A 15,721-nucleotide genomic window follows, 5' to 3' on the forward strand; every position below is an offset into this window, starting at 1 on the left:
ACTCCCGTAGCACGAAGTGCACCGGGTGGTTGTCCGAGTGAATTCCGAATTGAATGTCGAGAGGTTTACGACGGGGCAGGACTCGCGCCCTGCCCCGATTCCTTACGCGGACTCAGTTACCGTCGCGCCGCCGTCGTACTGGCTGATGTGGATTGCGACGAACTCGGCCGGCCGCGCGACCGCGATGCCGACGTCGATGTGCACTTCGCCGTTGTCGACCGTGGTGGTGGTGTTGTTGGTGTCGTCGCAGATCACCTGGAACGCGGTGTCCGGGGTGGTGCTCGCGAACTGGCCCGCCTGGGCCTGGGTGGTGAGCTGCTGCGTGAGCGTGGCCGCGATGGAGTGCCACAGGTCCGGCGTGTTGGGCGCGAAGACGGCAGACCGCGTGAGGTCGACGAGGATCTTGCGGGTGTAGGTCAGCAGCCGGCGCACGGCGACGTACCGGTCGGGGTAGCCGGGCTTGAGGGTTCGCGCGCCCATGATGCAGATGCCGCTCTGGGGAATCGCCCTGATGACGTTGATGCCCCAGGCGTTGAGGTTGTCGAGCTGGGCGTTGGTGAACCGCAGCTCGGTCGAGTACACCCCGCTGAGCCGGCTGAGTGTGCCGGCCGCCGACTGGTGCGGGCCGTAGAGGGTGTCCGTCTGGGAGATCTTGCCGAGGACCGCGCCGCCGGGCGGAAGGATGCGCGTGGCACCGGAGGCGACCGACGACGGGTCTGCCGTCACCAGCCAGGGACCGTAGACCGCGACATACGAGCTGGACTTCAGCGGGGCGGGGCTGGTGCTGGTGTTCGCCGCGGGCGACAGCTTGCCGTAGTTGGTCACGGCAGTGGCCGCGTCCAGGGACGCGGTCTGCGGTGCGTCGACCACGACGAAGCCGTATCCGTAGTCCTCGACCCAGGTGATGATGTTGTTCAGGATCGAGGTGTCGGTGACGCCCGGCAGGTTGATGTTGACGATCTCGCCGGTCGCTTCGAGCTGCTTGGTCGCCTCGACGAGGTCGGGGGTGGCGCTGCCGTCGATGCCGCCGGTCAGCGGCGTGCCGGTCTGGAGGGCCGGCGTGACCGAGGCAGACCAGGTGTCGGTGGCGACGTAGTCGGCCTTGACGAACGCCGAGCCGTTGACCGGCGAGTTGATCATCGCGACCAGGTTGCGGGAGTCGGCCGGGTCGAGCGAGACGTCGTTGTACCGGTCGGCGATGTACGCGTCCGTCGTGCCGCCGACCTTGACGGCCAGGTTGAAGCGGCCGGCGCCCGTGTTGGCGTCGGAGACGTCGATGTAGATCTGGTTGCCGAAGGCACCGGCCGCACGCGCGGTGAGGGTCAGCACCGGCTCGGGGGTGGTCTGCCGGTCGTTGAGAGTGACGTGCGCGGCGACCGAGTCGGACGGTACCGCGCGGCAGACGTACGCCTTGCCGCCCCCGTTGGCGAAGTAGGTGTAGACCGCGTACGGCAGCAGGTCGGTGCCGTTGCCCCAGCCGCCGTAGACCAGGTTGAACTGGTTCCAGGACGTGATCAGCGTCGGGACGGCCGGGCCGAAGTTGTGGGCGCCGACGAACGCGGCGATGGCCTCGCCGGGACTGGTGGAGATCGGGTTCGATATCGCGTCCAGCGTCTCGTCCACGTAGATGCCGGGGCGCAGGAAAGTCGCCATAGAGAAAGCTCCTTCGGGGCCTACTGGCCGAGGGGATGTGTGGTGAGTTCGACCGTCTGGACGGGCTTGATCTCGGCGATCTCGTCGAGGAGTTCAGCGCTCACGTGCAGCAGGTAGTCGACCTGCCACAGGCGCTTCCCCTGGCTGTCGCGGCCCTCGTTGAATTCGGGTCCGCCGGCAACTTCGAGACGCCTTACGGTTCCGTCCTGCGGAACTTCCAGGTAGGCCCAGCGCGGGTGGAGATAGTCCCTTGCGGACAGCATCTGCGCGATGTTCGCCGCGTGCCGCTGCTTTCGCGTATAGACGGTGACCTGGTACTCGAACAGGTACGGGATGGGATCTGCCGCCAAGTAGCTCTTGGCGGCGTCGTATCCCTCTGGGGTGTAGCCGAGTTCGACGGTCCCGCGGTGCTCCCGGTTGTGGTCGGGCTCTACGCGGGTGCGCTCGATGACGATGAGCGGGAAGGTCGCTGTCGCCAGTTCGTTCTCAGGAAGACGGAATCGGACGTCGACCGGAATGCCCTCGGCGGGTGCGTTGGTGTCCTTGACAACCAGCCCTTGGAGCTTCGCCTTGATGGCGGCGTCCTCATTGGCTATCCAGGGCATTACGTCGGGCCTTCCGGTGATTACGTCATGATTCCTCCGAATTCAGGATTGCAGCATTCAGAGGAATCTGTTACAGGCCCGGATTTACGCGACGGCGGCCCAGACGTTGTTCGCGTCCGGCGTTGCGTTCGTCATCGTGTAGCTGGTCGGGAGTGCGGTCTGGCCGGAGGCGGACCGGCAGAATCGGTAATTGCCGGAAGCGAGGTGGGCGTTGCCGGGGGTGAAATTGCCCAGCGTGCTGCCGCACGCGAATGTCGGACTCGTGGTCCCGTTGACGAGGAAGCCGATGTAGTACTTGCCGGCTGCGGCCGAGTACGACGAGGTGAGTGCCAGCGTCTTGTCGCCCGCGCTGTTCCACACCGTCGACAGGTCGTTGGTGACGGCGACGCGGGTGCCGCTGGCGGTGTAGAGGCCAGCCAGGCACTGTCCCGCGGTGAGCCCCGAACCCCCGGCACCGAGATTGACGCAGATGCTGCTGATGGTGGCCGCGTTGCGGAGTACGACCTCGACGAAGTAGATGTAGCCGACGCTGAGCGTGGTGCCCGTTGTCGAGCAGCACGCCGGGTCGAAAGTCCAGGCCGTCAGACCGTGGTCAGTGGGACGCCACTCGTTTCGCGGAACAGTGGACAGGTCGACGACCGCGCCGGCCGAGGTGCGCATCTTGAGGACGCCGCCCTCGGAGTACAGCAGCGAACCGCCCGTCGGGTTGGTCGTGGGGGCTGGTGATGCGTCCTTGATGCCGAGCACACCGCCGCCGCCTCCGAGGTCAGGGGTGGCGGAGCCAATCTGGACGCTGCTGGTGTGGAGTGACTGGCCACGGTGAACGATCTGACCCGTGGTGTTGATCTCGAAGGCGACGTTGCCGTTGGTGTCCCGGAACTTGACGAGGGACTGGTTGGGCGACGACGCCGCGGTGACCTCCAGGCCGACTGTGTCGGGGTCGTTCTGCTGGATGGACAGTCGGCCGCTGTTGATCGGACCGTTGACGGCCATCGTCCCGGTCACCAGGTGCTCGACCAGCCAGGCGCCCTGACGGAGGGTCGCGGGTCCGGGGCCGGTGTGGGCGGTCGCGTAAATGTAGCCCGGCAGACCCTTCAGGGAGGAGTCGGCCGTGATGACGCCCTCGGCGTAAGCGGGCAACCCGTACCCGTATACGGCGGCGTCCGAACGCTTCCGCTTTCGCAGATAGACGCCGTCGCCTTCGTCCGTGCCGTTGACGTTTCCATTTCCTTCGATCGTGTATATGAAAACGGAGTCGAAGGCGTACACGAGGCCAGTGTGGTCTGCGCCGGAATCGCCCAGCATAACTTGCGCTCCCACCGCGGGATACCAGCTCCAGCGGCTATTGCTCTGCCACCAGGTGACGGAGGCGGAGCAGTCTGCCGTGCGGGGGAAGAGGTTGGCGACGCCGGCACGCATAGCCACCCACGAGACGAATGTGTCGCACCACGATTGGCCGTCGGCCCAGGCAAGTGTGGGGACTTCGTAGGCGTAGCGGGTGAGGTTGTTCCAGCCGCCCTCCGCGTATCCTTCGTGTACGCCGACCTGGCTCTTGGCTACCGCTATGACAAGCGGCATCTGGGGAATGACCATGGGAACTCTCTGTCAGCTCGAAAGGAGCGCGTTGATGACTCCTGCGACGTAGGAGTGGCCGGCGTCTGACATGAAGAATGCGTCCGTTCCTGTGGCCCCCGGATTTGCCGGATCACCCCAATAGGACAGTGAGTTCCAGTAGTTCCACGAATTACGACCCAGGGCCCAGAGGTCGATGACGGCTGCGTTGTAGGCGCGGGCGAGCGCGTGGGCGCGGTCGACGAAGTCCTGGTAGCAGAAGGTGGCCGTGTCGCCTTGCCCGATGTGCGGCAGGACGATGACGATGTCGGTGGCCCCGGTTGCGGTGCCGCCGTCCCGGATGTTGCTCAGGTGCTGGCGCACGTTGGTGGCCCATGCGTCGGCGTCGCCGCCGTTGATGACGTCGTCGAGGCTGACCGCATAGATCACGACGTCGGCCGGGTAGCTCGGGCCGCCGTTCCAGGGCAGCTTGAGCGTGGGCAGGTAGTCGGCTGCGACCGTGTAGCGGCGGGCGAAGTTGTTCAGCACGACGCCGGTTGCGTTCTCGCCGGCTACGCCGCACACCGCGAGGTACTTGGTGTTGGTGCCGGTGTGGGTGATCTTGACGGTGTGCGTGCCGACCGACAGGCCGGTGATCTTGGTGGTGATGACGGCGAGCCCGCTCGTGGCGGTGTCGGTGACCGTGACCGCGGTTGCGCCGTCGATGCTGTAGGACCACTGGGCGTGGCCGCCGTCGGCGCCGAGCGTGTAGATGGTGACGCTCGTGCCTCGCACGCTGAAGGTGAGGTTGTCGTTGGGCGTCTTCGTGTAGAGGTAGCCCCAGCCGGGGCCGGCCGAGAAGCCGCCGATTGTCCAGGTGCCGCTCTCGCTGATCAGCTCGCTGGTCCAGCCGGTGGTGTTGGTGTAGCCGAGGATGCCGTGGGGGCCGAGCAGCGAGGTGGAGTAGCCGGTCCCGCCGTCCCCGTACGCGGTCTGGAGTGACGCGGTGAGCACGCCGGGCCAGGACTTGGTGCGCAGCTTGGACGCCGGGAAGCCGGCCGCTGCTGCGCCTCCGATGACGGCGACGGTGGCCTTGCCCGTGCCGGCCTTCGCGGCGTCGCGCTTCGGGCGCCAGAACTCGCCCCAGGTCGAGGGGATGGAGTAGCCCTTCGTGGCCTGGAGGGTTGTGTTGGGGTTCGAGGAGCCGCCGCCCACGTTGGCGGGGAGCTGTGCCGCGGTGAGCTTGCCGTCCAAACCGAGGGTGGCCAGTCCGCCGGCTACGCCGACCTGGGAGATGTCGAGGACGGTGTGGCCGCTCTGGCTGAGGGTGCCGTTCGTCCCGAGCAGGGCGGGACCCATCCTCTTGAGCGTGACGTCCGGGTCGTCCGTGCCCGTGCCGAAGCCGACGATGCCGTCGGGGGTGATCTGGACGCGGGGCTTCGAGTCGGTGTCCGTCTGTACGGTCAGTGCGGGCCCCTGGCTTACGGGCATGGCGAGCTGAACGGGCTGGCCGAGCTGCTGATAGCGGGCGTCGGCCTGGGCCTGCGTGAGGGCGTCGGTGGACGTGGTGCCGCCCGTGGGGAGAGTGTCCGCGTAGGTGGTCAGTCGCTCCTCGACGAAAGCGTCGGGGCGTTCGTAGGTGGCCATGTGGCTCCTTGCTGCCGGGCGTCTAGCGCTCGCCGGCTCCCGCTGCGGGGATGTACTGGGCGAAGACTGAGTCCGCGGTCAGCTCGTCGGGCTTGACCTCGACGGCGGTGATGGACACGAGGACGTCCTGCCTGCGGATCTGTCCGAGGATGGACATCTGGGTGATGCGGAAGAGCCGGCCGTCGTAGGCGATGCGGTCCCGCAGGTACTGGTCGTTGTGGATGTCGGTCTGGGTGAGGCCGATCTTCTGTATCTGGGCGAAGACCGCTGTGATCGAAAGGGTGTCGACGGTGTAGAAGCCGCGGTCGCTTTCCTGGTCCCCCGCCTCGACGTGGGTGGCGTGCAGGACCGGGACGGGCCAGGGACCGTCGTAGGCCAGGCCGCCCTCGTCGCCCTCGTCGTAGATGTCGTTGGATACCGAGCGGCTGTGGGAGAACCGCCAGTAGCCGATGACGTCCCCGACGTGGCGCTGCCACGCGCGCAGGCCCCGGTCGATGCGCTCGCCCTCTTCGGTGGCGGAGAACCTGCCCCGCTTCCAGTCAGCTCGACTCACGCGGCCCACCCGTTGTACGTGGGGTTGGGGATGCCGGAGGGGTCGACGTCGTGCTTGTCGATCTGCGGCAGGACCCTCTCCGGGTAGGCGTTGTCGTCGTACTCGCGGTCCACGTACACCGGCACGTACCGACCTGTGGTGCGCGAGACGCGTCGTAGGTTCGCCATCTCGATCCGGAAGAGCCCGATGTTGAGCTGCCGGCACAACTCCTCGTACCGGTCGGTCATCACCGAGATCTGGTGCAGCACCTGCGTGTAGCGCTGCCCGCGGTTGACGTGCGTGCCCTCGCCCGTGCTGATGTCGACATCCGACGAGGCATCGGTGGCCACGGCCCAGAGCGCGTTGACGACCGCCAGGAGCACCAGAGGCAGCTCCTCGACATCCGGCAGGTTCTCCAGCGTCAGGGCCTCGTCGGCGTAGCGTATGAATCCGTTCTGACTGCGGTACCTGACGGTGGTGTGGCGGTTGTGGCAGTGCTGGAGTTCGGCGTCTCGCAGGTGTTGGGTCAGTTCCTGGTCGGTGAACATGCCAGCGGCCGTTCCCTCGACGATGAGCGTCTGGCCGAGCGGGAGCGGGGCGTGCTGGCCGAGGAGCGTGATGCGTCCCTCGCGGCCGTCGACCTGGTAGTCGGTGCCGGCAGTCAGGTCGGTGAGGGCCTGGCCGTTGAGGAGGCTGACGCGGGAGAGGGTGACGTTGACCGAGCTGAGGTCGTAGTCGGTCAGCTCTCCTGTGCCTGCGAGGACGTCGCGGAAGCCGCTTCCGAAGTCGCCGAGTTCGGAGCGCATGCGCGCGAGGATTCGGGTCAGCTCTGCCATGAGTCGAGCCCAATCGACAGGCCGCCAGTGCTGAGCATCAGGGTCTCGTTCTGGCTGGCGGATACAGGGGTGTCGAGCTGCCAGATGGCGTTGACGGCTCCGGCCGTGCCGCTCGCGACCGTGACCAGGGCGGCGTGTGTCGCAACAACGCCCATCCCTCCGGACGCCGTGAAGGGCCCGAAGACCAGCGGCGCCGAGTTGGACACGGCCGAGCCGCCGGAAGCCGGAGCGGTGGCCAGGTTGAAGGGGATGGCCTGCCGGCTGTAGCCCGTTGCAGCCACTTCCAGCGCGGCCGTGTCCGCGAAGCTCGCCTGACGCCCCGGATCACCGGTCAGCAGCGCAAGGTAGAAGGTCGAGGGACCGTCGGTGCGCGTCCCGATGAGACCGCTCAGCCACGAGCCGTTGGTGTCCGCCTTGGCCTGCGCGGCAAAGGAGTTCAGGAAGCTCGGCGGCAGGTAGCCGGCGAGACCGGTCAGACCCTGCATCTGGTAGAGCTTCAGCAGGTAGCCGCGGATGGTCGTGCTCGTCGGAGGGTTGCTCGCCGTGGAAGTCGACGTGATGAACTGGAGAGCGGCACGCTCCGCAATCTGGTGGAGGTATCCGGGCATCAGGCCACCTTGATCGTCAGCGAACCAGCCTGGGCAAGAAGCGACTCGCCCTGGGCTGCGGTCACGGGAACGTCCAGCGGCCAGACAGCGAGGACGGCGTAGTCGGTGCCGGTGCCGGCGGTCACCAGAGCCATGTGCGACACGGCGGAGCCGGATCCCGTGGGGTCAGTGAAGGGCCCGAAAATGGCGCTGCTGATCAGGTCGACCTCCGCAGGCGTTCCCGACTGGGTGGTGAACTGGCCGTCGGACTTCGGGGCCGACAGGGAGACGGCCTGACGCTGGTAACCGGCTGCCTGTAGCTCGTCCGGCAGGCTGGTCGCAGTGTCGCCGGGGTCGGCCGTGGACAACGCGAGGTAGACCAAGCCGCTCGGGTCGTCAGGCAGAGCCTGCACCGTCTCGCGCACTGCGGCAGAGCCCTGGGCATCGACCTGGTCCAGGAGCTGGAGGAGGTATGCCTTGGGCGCCCACGGTCCCGGTGCGCTTGGGTCTCCCCCGCCCCAGTGACGCATCTGGTGCGCCTTCAGCAGGCGGTCGGCGACGGGGTCTGTGCCCGAGGTGCTGTCCTCTCCTCCCCCGGTCATGAGGGTGAGAAGGGCGTGGGCAGCCTGCCTTGTGAGGTAGCCACCTGCCACTACGCACCGCCCGTCGGAGCGGGGTCCGGGTTGGTCGGTACGACGGGCGCGTCCGGGACGGTCGGCTCGGCCGGCATGTCCGCCTGGAGCGTGAAGGACGCGTCGAACGTCGAGACCGCGATGGCGAGGGTGCGACCTACGGATACGCCGGGCACAGTGACCGTGTCCTCGTAGGTGGACAGGACGACGTCCTCGACGCTGTAGCCGACGCCGGCCGTGCCGGGCGGGACGACCTCGAACGGCGTCACCACGGCATCCTGTGGGACCGAGCCCACGCCGTTGCCATAGCCGCCTTCAGCCGTCAGCACGTAGGGCTGGCCGAGCTGGATGTCACTCACGAGTTCTCCTGGAAGGGCGCAGACGAGAAGGGGGAGAGGGAGACCCCTCTCCCCCACGGGCTCAGGGGCTGGCTCAGTGCCAGATCAGGCCCTTCTCCTCCAGGTGGTTGGCGACGAACGCCGGCACCCGGTAGGGCACGCCGACCTCGAAGGTCAGGTAGTTGCCCTGGCCGATGACGATGTCGGTGAGGTTGGTGTTCACGCGGATCTCCCGCGGAGCCTCCTCGACCACGACCGGCTGCTCCTCGACCTCCGGCGCGGGCTTCGAGACCAGGTCGATGACGGTGTTGGACTTCTCGGCCTCCGCGACGATCGTGGCCGTCGCCATGCTCTTCGCGCGCTCCTTGGCCTCGGCGTCGCGCTCCGCCGCGAGCTTCTCCGCCTGGCGGCCGGTGAGGTCTCCGGCGGGCTTGCGGGCAGTCGCCATGTGGTTCTCCTACTCAGGGAAGTGTTGTTGTGAGATCCCCACAAGCAGGCCCTGTCGAAGGGCCTGCTTGCGAGGGATGGTCGCGAAGGCGTTTCTTCGCTATGGCGAACGCCTCAGTTGGTCTCAGCGATGACCACAGACGCATCGGTGATCAGACCCAGGCCGAAGATGGAGTACCAGGCCAGCAGGTGTTCTCGTCCGAAGTCCTGGATACCGCCGTCCCGCAGCTCGACCGGGAGGGAGATCGCGTGGCCGAAGGCGTTGTCACCGATGCAAATGCTCTGGTAGACGTCGGCCGGGGTCGTACCGTTGCCGTTCGCGACCTTCTTGACCTGTGTGGTCTCGATAAAGATCACGTCGTCGATTCGGCCGATCTCGCCGAGGGAAAACGCGCCCGGCTGCGCGTACTTCGAGGACTCGATCCAGGTCGGGTCCTCACGCAGCCACCGGCTCTGGTGCGGGTGCACGAAGCACACGTAGACATCGCCGAGCCTCGGGATGTTCCGGGTGGCCAGGGTCTCGACCATGTCCTTGACCAGCGCCGAGGTGAACCGGTAGTTGCCGGTCAGGCCGGCGCGGTTCGGGGCCGGCGCACCCTTGTCGTACGGGGAGATGCGGGTGATCGCGTTGCCCGTGGTTGCGAACTTGTCGTAGCCGTACAGGACGCTGGACGCCTGGAGCAGGGTGTCCCTGGCCTGCTCATCCAGGTACTTCGCCATGTTTCGCGAGCTGTTACCTCTCCGGTTTCCCGGAGCGGGTTGGTCATTTCTGCCAACCTCTCACGCTTTCACGTGAGACCCGACCATATCTTCGCCCGCGTGGGGCGACCCGTACATGGTCTGTGAACCTTCCCGTCGGTTAGTACCAGGCGGGCTCGGCTGCTGATTTTCCCTACCCTCAGCTTTTCAAGCCTTCGCGCTCGGGCTTTCGCCCCACGCTGTGGCGCTGAGGTCTGGCAGGAGGTCCCAGCAATTCTCGGGTTTTTCACTGACGGATTGCTCTGTCAGGCGGCCAAATATCAACCGAGGAGGCGAGATCCGGAAGCGAGCACGTCGTCGAAGGACGAGTTGAGCAGAAGCTCGGAAACGGCGATGGCGTAGCCGTGCTCGGAGACCGTGATGGAGAACTGCGACGCCGTGAGCGCGTGCGTTTCCATTCGGACACCTTCGACGAGCTGGGAGGCGTCGCCGAGGTTGTCGTACCTCATGAAGTGGATCACGAGACCCGGCGAGACGCCGAGTTCGGTCTTCTTGACTGCGAACTGCTCGACAATTCGCGCTTGTTACCCGCTGGCTGCGGGGCCAGGACATTTCTGCCTGGCTCTTACGGTTTTCCATCCCGCAAGATCGGACTATATCTTCACCTCCAGTTCCAGCTCACTTCTCACCTAAGAGCTGAACCTGTTGGAGGTGCCTCGCGTGTAGTCTCTACGGAGTCCCAGGTGTTGGGTTCCCTCGGTATTCCCCGTGCTACGAATGAATGCTACGAGGAGGAGGGGTTCACCGATACAGCGTGGTTCTCACTGACCCATCACTGGGTCAGGCGGCCCGAGACCGGAGGATCGGCATCGACTGGAACAGGATCTCCTTCGACCAGAGTTCCTGGATGGCCGGGGAGAGCTGCGAGTTCGCTCCGGCGTAGTTGGTCGGAGACGCCGACAGACGCGGCGTACCGGTGATGGCAGAAGCCATGCTTTACATCCCTTACTGGTGCGGCGGATTAACCGAACATGCCCTGACGCGCCGCGTTGCCGGCGGCCGGCAGAAGCTGACCGCGGAGCTTGGCGTACTCGGACATGGACATGTTCTTGATGTCGCCAGCGGAGTACTGGCGGTAGCCGGCGTCCGTGTCGGCGGGACCGACGCCGTAACCGGTGGGGGCGGTGCCTCGCATCTGGGCCCGAGCAGCGACCTGGGTCTGCTGGATCTGGGCGACGATGGCCTGGCTCTTCTGCTTCATCAGCTCGACGGACTGGCGCAGCTCGTCCTCGGTGTTGCCCTGGACGAGGTCGACCAGTTCGGGGGCGATGTCGTCGGCAGCAGCGGCCAGGAGCTGGCTCCGCACGCCCTGGAGGCGCTGGAACTCCTGCTCGCGGGCGAAGAGTTCCTTGTCCTGCTCGTACTGGGTCTGGAGGTCGGTGAAGCGCTTCTCCCACGCTTCCTCGCGCTCCTTGAGCAGGCTCTTGGCGGACAGCTCCGCCTGGCGCTTCGCCTCTGCCTCGTCCTCGGCCTTCTTGCGGGCGGAAACCTCGGCGGCTTCCTTCTCCTCGCGGGCCTTGCGGACGGCCTCCAGCTCCTCGCGGGTCGCCTTCAGGACTTCGTCCTGCTGGTTCAGGCGGCCGTACAGCTTCTCGCGCTCCTCGCGCCGGACCTTCTCCAGGTCCTCGGCGGTGAAGCGACCCTCAGCCGGCGGAGTCGTCGGCTCCTCGGGAACGACCGGGACGGTGAGCACCGGCTCGCTCGGAGTGCTGTTGGGGGCAGGGGCGGTGGCGGTGGCGGGAACAGTCATTAGCTCGTCTCCTGGTTACTGGCATCCTCCGAATTCCGGCTCTGCGGCAGCTTTGTGCCGTACGCCATGGTCACGAATTGGTCGATCAACGATTTGGTGTCCACACCGAGGTCGATCCCGGTTGCTCCGGGAAGAACTCCGGTCTGAGCGTTGCCAGCGGGAGAGCCGGGCTGATCCGGGGTTCCCCCGCTTGACGGGGCTGGCTTACCACTTTCCTCAGTAGCAATTCCAGTCATCTGGAGAATAGCAGAGGAAATGGTCGCCTTGATAAGCTCCAGGGCGCCCTGCTCGATAACGTCCCGGCGCTGCTCGCTGAACATCTCTTCCAGGCGCTCATCGGGGAACTCCTCGCCGAGTTCGACGAGGGCGTTGCGCTTGGATTCCAGGCCGATGGCGAGCTTGGCCTGGATTTCGTTCAGCTTGACGAGGTTGTCGACCGGGAGGGGGCTCGGCCAGACGCAGTCGACGTTGTAGATTTCTGGGTCATTCGGGTCGAGCAGGTCGGGCTGGTCGTCCTCCGTCTTGATGCCCTCGGTGTACGGGTCGTAGAGAAGCGTTTCGGGCTCGTGGCAGAAGAGAGTCCGGAGGACCAGCTCGTTGATCCGCTTGATTCCGACCCCGTAGTTGAGCTGCTTCAGGGAGTTCTTGTTGATCAGCGGGTACCACTGAATGGAGAGCGCGACGCCACTGGTGTTGGAAATCGGCTGCATCTGCCCCAGAGCACTTTCCGGGACACCCGTGATCTCGTGCATAGCGAGCTTGAGGGTCTGTATGTAACCCATCGGGCCGGCCAGGTCGACGCCGTTCTCTAGGTTGTATACCTTGGCCTTCTCCGGAAGGCCGCCCCAGATTTTCCGTGGGCCACGCTCCAGGTTGGTCGCCTTCGCCCCCTGGATAATGGTCGTCGGAGATGCGTGGTAGTTGATGATGTCCGAGACGTCGGTCATCTTCTCGTTCAGCTCGCGGTTGATCGAGATGATGTCTCCGATGTCGGAGAGGCCCCAGGGCGAGCCGGACACGGATATGTTCCGGATGTGGGCGACGGGAATGACGCCGAGGGGATTCGGGCGGGAGTCGATCAGCTCATCGTTGATGAACTCGTCGATCTGTGTGTCGGTCAGCCGCTCGGTGTATGTCATGACCATCCGAGCACCGTCTGCGCCGGTCGTCCAGAACTTGTAGCGGAGTTTGAAGGCGACCAAACGATCACGGTCGTGCGGGTGGTATTCCGGAAAGCAGTGAGCCGAGTTCAACGGCAGGATCCGGACGCGGCCCGGATGGATTCCGCCGGCTGAGTCGACCCACTGCGGCTCGTACGCGACCTTGACGAAGGAGTCGCCCGTGACACCGCCCTGCTCGCCGATGTTGTTCAGCAGGGACTGCTTGTCGTTGTCGACCTCCCAGACCCGCTTGAGGAGCGCCGGCACGACGTGCTCGTAGCGCTTGGAGACCGCGAACTTCACACCCTTGGAGAAGCAGAAGTTGTTGATGTAGCGAGCGAAGGTCGCCACATAGTTCAGGGTGATCTGCGGCTCGCCGGCTTCGCGTCGGTAGGCCCAGTGGTGGCCGAGGTAGAACGCGAAGTTGGTGGCGTAGCGGTTGAGGCGCGGGCCGTGAATTTCGAAGTCCTCGTCCGACAGCTCCACCAGGCCGAGCGGGCTGATGGAGATGGTGAGGTCCGAGCCGGCCGCGCGCTGGTTCGGCGGGAAAAAGGCGAAGGACAACCGACACATCCTCGACTAAGCACCGAGTGGTGCACCTGTAGGGAGGCGCGGTGCTACGAATGGATGTGACGAATTGCGCTATGCCCAATCCTCACATGGAGAATGCGGCGAGTGTTAACACGGCAGAGCCCCCCGGCACCTGGTGCTGGGGGGCTCTGCTGCGGCGGGTCAGTGACCGAGATCGAGGTCCTGCCGGCGCTCACGTACCTCGTCGACCTCCAGGTCGTACTTCGCAGCGATCTGCTCATCGGAGAGTCCGTTGCGGTACTCGACGAGTAGCTGGGGGTTGGACAGGGCCGACATGGCGCCTCCTGCTGGTCAATCAGTGGTTCCCCACCATCTTGACCTGGGCGGAGTCTGCTGGACAGCCCTGACGGGTGTGATCTCAGTCGGTCGTCTTGGCGTAGTTCGGGCGCTCCTGGTGCCGGCCGTCACGGACGACCATCTCGAAGCGCTGCTCCGCGCCGTGGCCGGCGCCGTGGGCGAAGCCCCCGAGGAACTCCGGCGCCTCGGGCCAGGCCGCGGAGCCGACGTGGGCGCGCTCGCGCATCGTCTCTTCCGCCGGCTTCTCGAAGACGTTGACGTTGTGGTTGTTCCGGCCCGGCGCGGTCGCGTATCCCTGCATGACACCCTTGCCGAACTCGTTCGGAATGTCGGTGTCGGTCGCGATCCCCTCCTCGAAACGGAGGCGGCCCCGTCGGGCGGTGTTGACGCCGGCCTTGACGCCGTAGTCGTAGTGGCCCTTCTCCGGGAAACTCGGGTCCGGGGCGAGGTTTCCTGCCATTCGTTCCTCAATTCCTTGCGAGACGTCTCGGAATCAAGGGTGAGCGGCATTTCAGGAAAGTGTTATAGGCGCCGTGGCCGTCGGCCGCAGTCTGGTGTGGTCCCCTGGGGCTGGAGGCAGCTTGCCTGTGAGAGGGTGGCTGCCGGCAGCCGGACAACGTCACCTCTTCGGGGACGGCTAACTGCCCAACGCAGCCGCCGAGTTCCACTAGACTCTGGTGCTCTCAACGGAACCCCGAGAATTGGATGCCCCACATGGCTCATGTTGCTCGGCAAGGCGGCAAGACTGCACGCATCAAGAATCCGACCGAGCCGAGGCTGCCGCTTTCACTGCGGCCGGCCGACATGCCGAGAGACGCGCTCGAAGATGACGCGATCGTTCGAGGCGTCGTATATGACAGCGTGCCTTTCGTGGGCCTGTCTGCTGAAGCCCTTGAAGCCGAGGGGTGCCGCTTCGAGAATGCTCGCTTCACGGGGAGCCGGCTGGTTCGGAGCCAGTTCAGCGACTCCCAGTTCAGCACCTGTGACTTCGCAGAACTGAGCGCCCAGGACGTTTCCCTGATCCGGTGCTCGGTCGAGGGAAGTCGGTTCACCGGCTCCTCGTGGAAGTCCGGAACTTTCCGGGACGTACGCATTGAGAACTGCGTCATCGCCCCCGGCCTGTTTCGCCACATGAAGCTGTACGCCGTGGTGTTCAGCGACTGCAAGATGCCGGGGGCGGACTTCCAGAGTGCGGAGATGCACAACGTGAAGTTCGAGAACTGCGACCTGACCGGTGGCCAGTTCGCCAACGCCAAGAACCTCGGGGTCGTGCGGTTCGAGGGGTGCACCCTGCTGGACGTGTTCGGGACGGCGAGTCTGAAGGGCGCCGTGGTGCAAGGCCCTGGGTCGATGGAGCTTGCCCTGAGCCTTGCACGCGAGGCCGGGCTCGTGTTCGAGCCGTAGGTCCCGTCAGGCGGCGGCCGGCTGGTAGCCCGCATACTCCGGGGAGGAGATCGTGCGGGCCACCTGGGCGAAGTCGATGGCTTCGCCGAAGCCGCACAGCTCGTCGAGGAGCATCTGCCCGTACTCCGTGAAGTACCGCCGCTGCCGCTTCAGGTCCGCGCAGGCGTCTGCCAGCGACTTCGTGTAGAGGTCGACGAGGGTCGTCTTGCCCTGGTGGTGCTCCATGAACATGAGCGGGACCGTCACGATCGCCGCGTGGAACGCCTTGTCGAGCGGGCGCCGCTGGCCGATCTTCACCGCGGACAGTGCGCGGCGGTCGTCGGCCTCCAGCTCGGTGGACGGCAGCGTGAACGTGCCGTACACCTTGTCCGCCACGAAGAGGTTGAGGTGCATACCCTCGTGGACGAGGCACATCGCGTAGTCGAGGGTCTCCCAGTTCTTTCCGGGGCTCATGACCACCACCCCCGGAAGGTGGGATGCGGAGCCGCCGCCGTCCGCACCGCTGTTGAGGACGACGAGGTCGGTGACGAGCAGGTCCACCATGCGGCGCAGGTCCGGGCTGATGGACGAGATGAGAGCCAGGGCCTCGGCGATCTGGGTGTCCCACGCCTCGCGGGTGGGGCCATCGGTCGGGCCGGCGCCCTTGAAGATGTGCTCGAAGATGCCGTTTTCGGTGCAGAACTTCGCCCAGGCGCCGTCCTCGTACGTGACGTCGATGGTCTCGCTCTGCACGGGCATGGGTCGGATCGTGGAGATGGCCGCGCGGTAGGCCGCATCCAGCCCGTCGGCGTCCGGGCACGCTCCGGTGAGGGCGCGGATCAGCCGGGCCGTGGCCTCGTACGTGTGGCCGATGTTCATGAAGTGCATGAGGTGCCTCCCTCGTCAGGTCTGATGACGTGTGCCCGGAGCGGCTCCCAGCCGCTCCGGGCACA

At 65.8% G+C, this 15,721-nt stretch carries 18 protein-coding genes and 1 pseudogene; 1 reads left to right on the plus strand and 18 read right to left on the minus strand.

Annotation, left to right across the window (positions count from 1 at the left end; translation table 11 throughout):
* Positions 1–102: 102 nt before the first annotated feature.
* From ACZ562_RS10990 to ACZ562_RS11070, 17 genes and pseudogenes are all read right to left on the minus strand, one after another.
* Positions 103–1,653: a phage tail sheath subtilisin-like domain-containing protein gene (locus ACZ562_RS10990; RefSeq protein ID WP_471176276.1), complete on the minus strand. Its 1,551-nt coding sequence runs from the start codon at positions 1,651–1,653 to the stop codon at positions 103–105.
* A 20-nt stretch (positions 1,654–1,673) separates the two neighbouring features.
* Positions 1,674–2,258 carry a hypothetical protein gene (locus ACZ562_RS10995; RefSeq protein ID WP_471176279.1) on the minus strand — a complete coding sequence of 195 codons (585 nt, stop codon included), beginning with the start codon at positions 2,256–2,258 and terminating at the stop codon, positions 1,674–1,676.
* A gap of 84 nt (positions 2,259–2,342) precedes the next feature.
* Positions 2,343–3,851: a C40 family peptidase gene (locus ACZ562_RS11000; protein ID WP_471176281.1), complete on the minus strand. Its 1,509-nt coding sequence runs from the start codon at positions 3,849–3,851 to the stop codon at positions 2,343–2,345.
* Positions 3,852–3,863: 12 nt separating this feature from the next.
* Positions 3,864–5,456: a hypothetical protein gene (locus ACZ562_RS11005; RefSeq protein ID WP_471176284.1), complete on the minus strand. Its 1,593-nt coding sequence runs from the start codon at positions 5,454–5,456 to the stop codon at positions 3,864–3,866.
* Positions 5,457–5,478: 22 nt separating this feature from the next.
* Positions 5,479–6,009, minus strand: a complete 531-nt coding sequence (locus ACZ562_RS11010) for a hypothetical protein (protein ID WP_471176287.1) — start codon at positions 6,007–6,009, stop codon at positions 5,479–5,481.
* A complete protein-coding gene (locus ACZ562_RS11015; RefSeq protein WP_471176289.1) occupies positions 6,006–6,824 on the minus strand; it encodes a hypothetical protein in 819 nt (272 codons plus the stop codon). Before ACZ562_RS11015 ends, ACZ562_RS11010 begins: the two co-directional genes overlap by 4 nt.
* Entirely contained in the window at positions 6,812–7,432 is a 621-nt protein-coding gene (locus ACZ562_RS11020) for a phage tail fiber protein (protein ID WP_471176292.1), read from the minus strand. The genes ACZ562_RS11015 and ACZ562_RS11020 overlap by 13 nt, the downstream gene beginning before the upstream one ends.
* Positions 7,432–8,013 carry a phage tail fiber protein gene (locus tag ACZ562_RS11025; protein WP_471176294.1) on the minus strand — a complete coding sequence of 194 codons (582 nt, stop codon included), beginning with the start codon at positions 8,011–8,013 and terminating at the stop codon, positions 7,432–7,434. Before ACZ562_RS11025 ends, ACZ562_RS11020 begins: the two co-directional genes overlap by 1 nt.
* Positions 8,014–8,063: 50 nt before the next feature.
* Positions 8,064–8,402 (minus strand): hypothetical protein, encoded by a 339-nt coding sequence (locus tag ACZ562_RS11030; protein ID WP_471176296.1) that lies wholly within the window; start codon positions 8,400–8,402, stop codon positions 8,064–8,066.
* A 73-nt stretch (positions 8,403–8,475) separates the two neighbouring features.
* Positions 8,476–8,829, minus strand: a complete 354-nt coding sequence (locus tag ACZ562_RS11035; protein ID WP_471176298.1) for a hypothetical protein — start codon at positions 8,827–8,829, stop codon at positions 8,476–8,478.
* A gap of 113 nt (positions 8,830–8,942) precedes the next feature.
* A pseudogene (locus ACZ562_RS11040) lies at positions 8,943–9,551 on the minus strand (N4-gp56 family major capsid protein); the annotation flags it as partial.
* Between the two features lie 296 nt (positions 9,552–9,847).
* Positions 9,848–10,036: a hypothetical protein gene (locus ACZ562_RS11045; RefSeq protein ID WP_471176301.1), complete on the minus strand. Its 189-nt coding sequence runs from the start codon at positions 10,034–10,036 to the stop codon at positions 9,848–9,850.
* A 331-nt stretch (positions 10,037–10,367) separates the two neighbouring features.
* On the minus strand, positions 10,368–10,520 hold the full coding sequence (locus ACZ562_RS11050) for a hypothetical protein (RefSeq protein WP_471176303.1): 153 nt from the start codon (positions 10,518–10,520) through the stop codon (positions 10,368–10,370).
* Between the two features lie 28 nt (positions 10,521–10,548).
* A complete protein-coding gene (locus tag ACZ562_RS11055; protein WP_471176305.1) occupies positions 10,549–11,337 on the minus strand; it encodes a hypothetical protein in 789 nt (262 codons plus the stop codon).
* Complete coding sequence (locus tag ACZ562_RS11060; RefSeq protein WP_471176308.1) at positions 11,337–13,061, minus strand: phage portal protein; 1,725 nt, start codon at positions 13,059–13,061, stop codon at positions 11,337–11,339. Before ACZ562_RS11060 ends, ACZ562_RS11055 begins: the two co-directional genes overlap by 1 nt.
* A gap of 168 nt (positions 13,062–13,229) precedes the next feature.
* A complete protein-coding gene (locus ACZ562_RS11065; RefSeq protein ID WP_471176311.1) occupies positions 13,230–13,364 on the minus strand; it encodes a hypothetical protein in 135 nt (44 codons plus the stop codon).
* 82 nt (positions 13,365–13,446) lie between these two features.
* Entirely contained in the window at positions 13,447–13,845 is a 399-nt protein-coding gene (locus ACZ562_RS11070) for a hypothetical protein (RefSeq protein ID WP_471176313.1), read from the minus strand.
* Between the two features lie 254 nt (positions 13,846–14,099).
* On the opposite strand from ACZ562_RS11070, the gene ACZ562_RS11075 reads away from it, so the two are divergent.
* Positions 14,100–14,789 carry a pentapeptide repeat-containing protein gene (locus ACZ562_RS11075; RefSeq protein WP_471176316.1) on the plus strand — a complete coding sequence of 230 codons (690 nt, stop codon included), beginning with the start codon at positions 14,100–14,102 and terminating at the stop codon, positions 14,787–14,789.
* A 6-nt stretch (positions 14,790–14,795) separates the two neighbouring features.
* Here the strand turns inward: ACZ562_RS11075 and ACZ562_RS11080 are convergent, their stop codons facing one another.
* Entirely contained in the window at positions 14,796–15,656 is an 861-nt protein-coding gene (locus ACZ562_RS11080) for an aKG-HExxH-type peptide beta-hydroxylase (RefSeq protein ID WP_471176319.1), read from the minus strand.
* Positions 15,657–15,721 lie beyond the last annotated feature (65 nt).

Source organism: Streptomyces sp. NPDC040410, assembly GCF_055595715.1.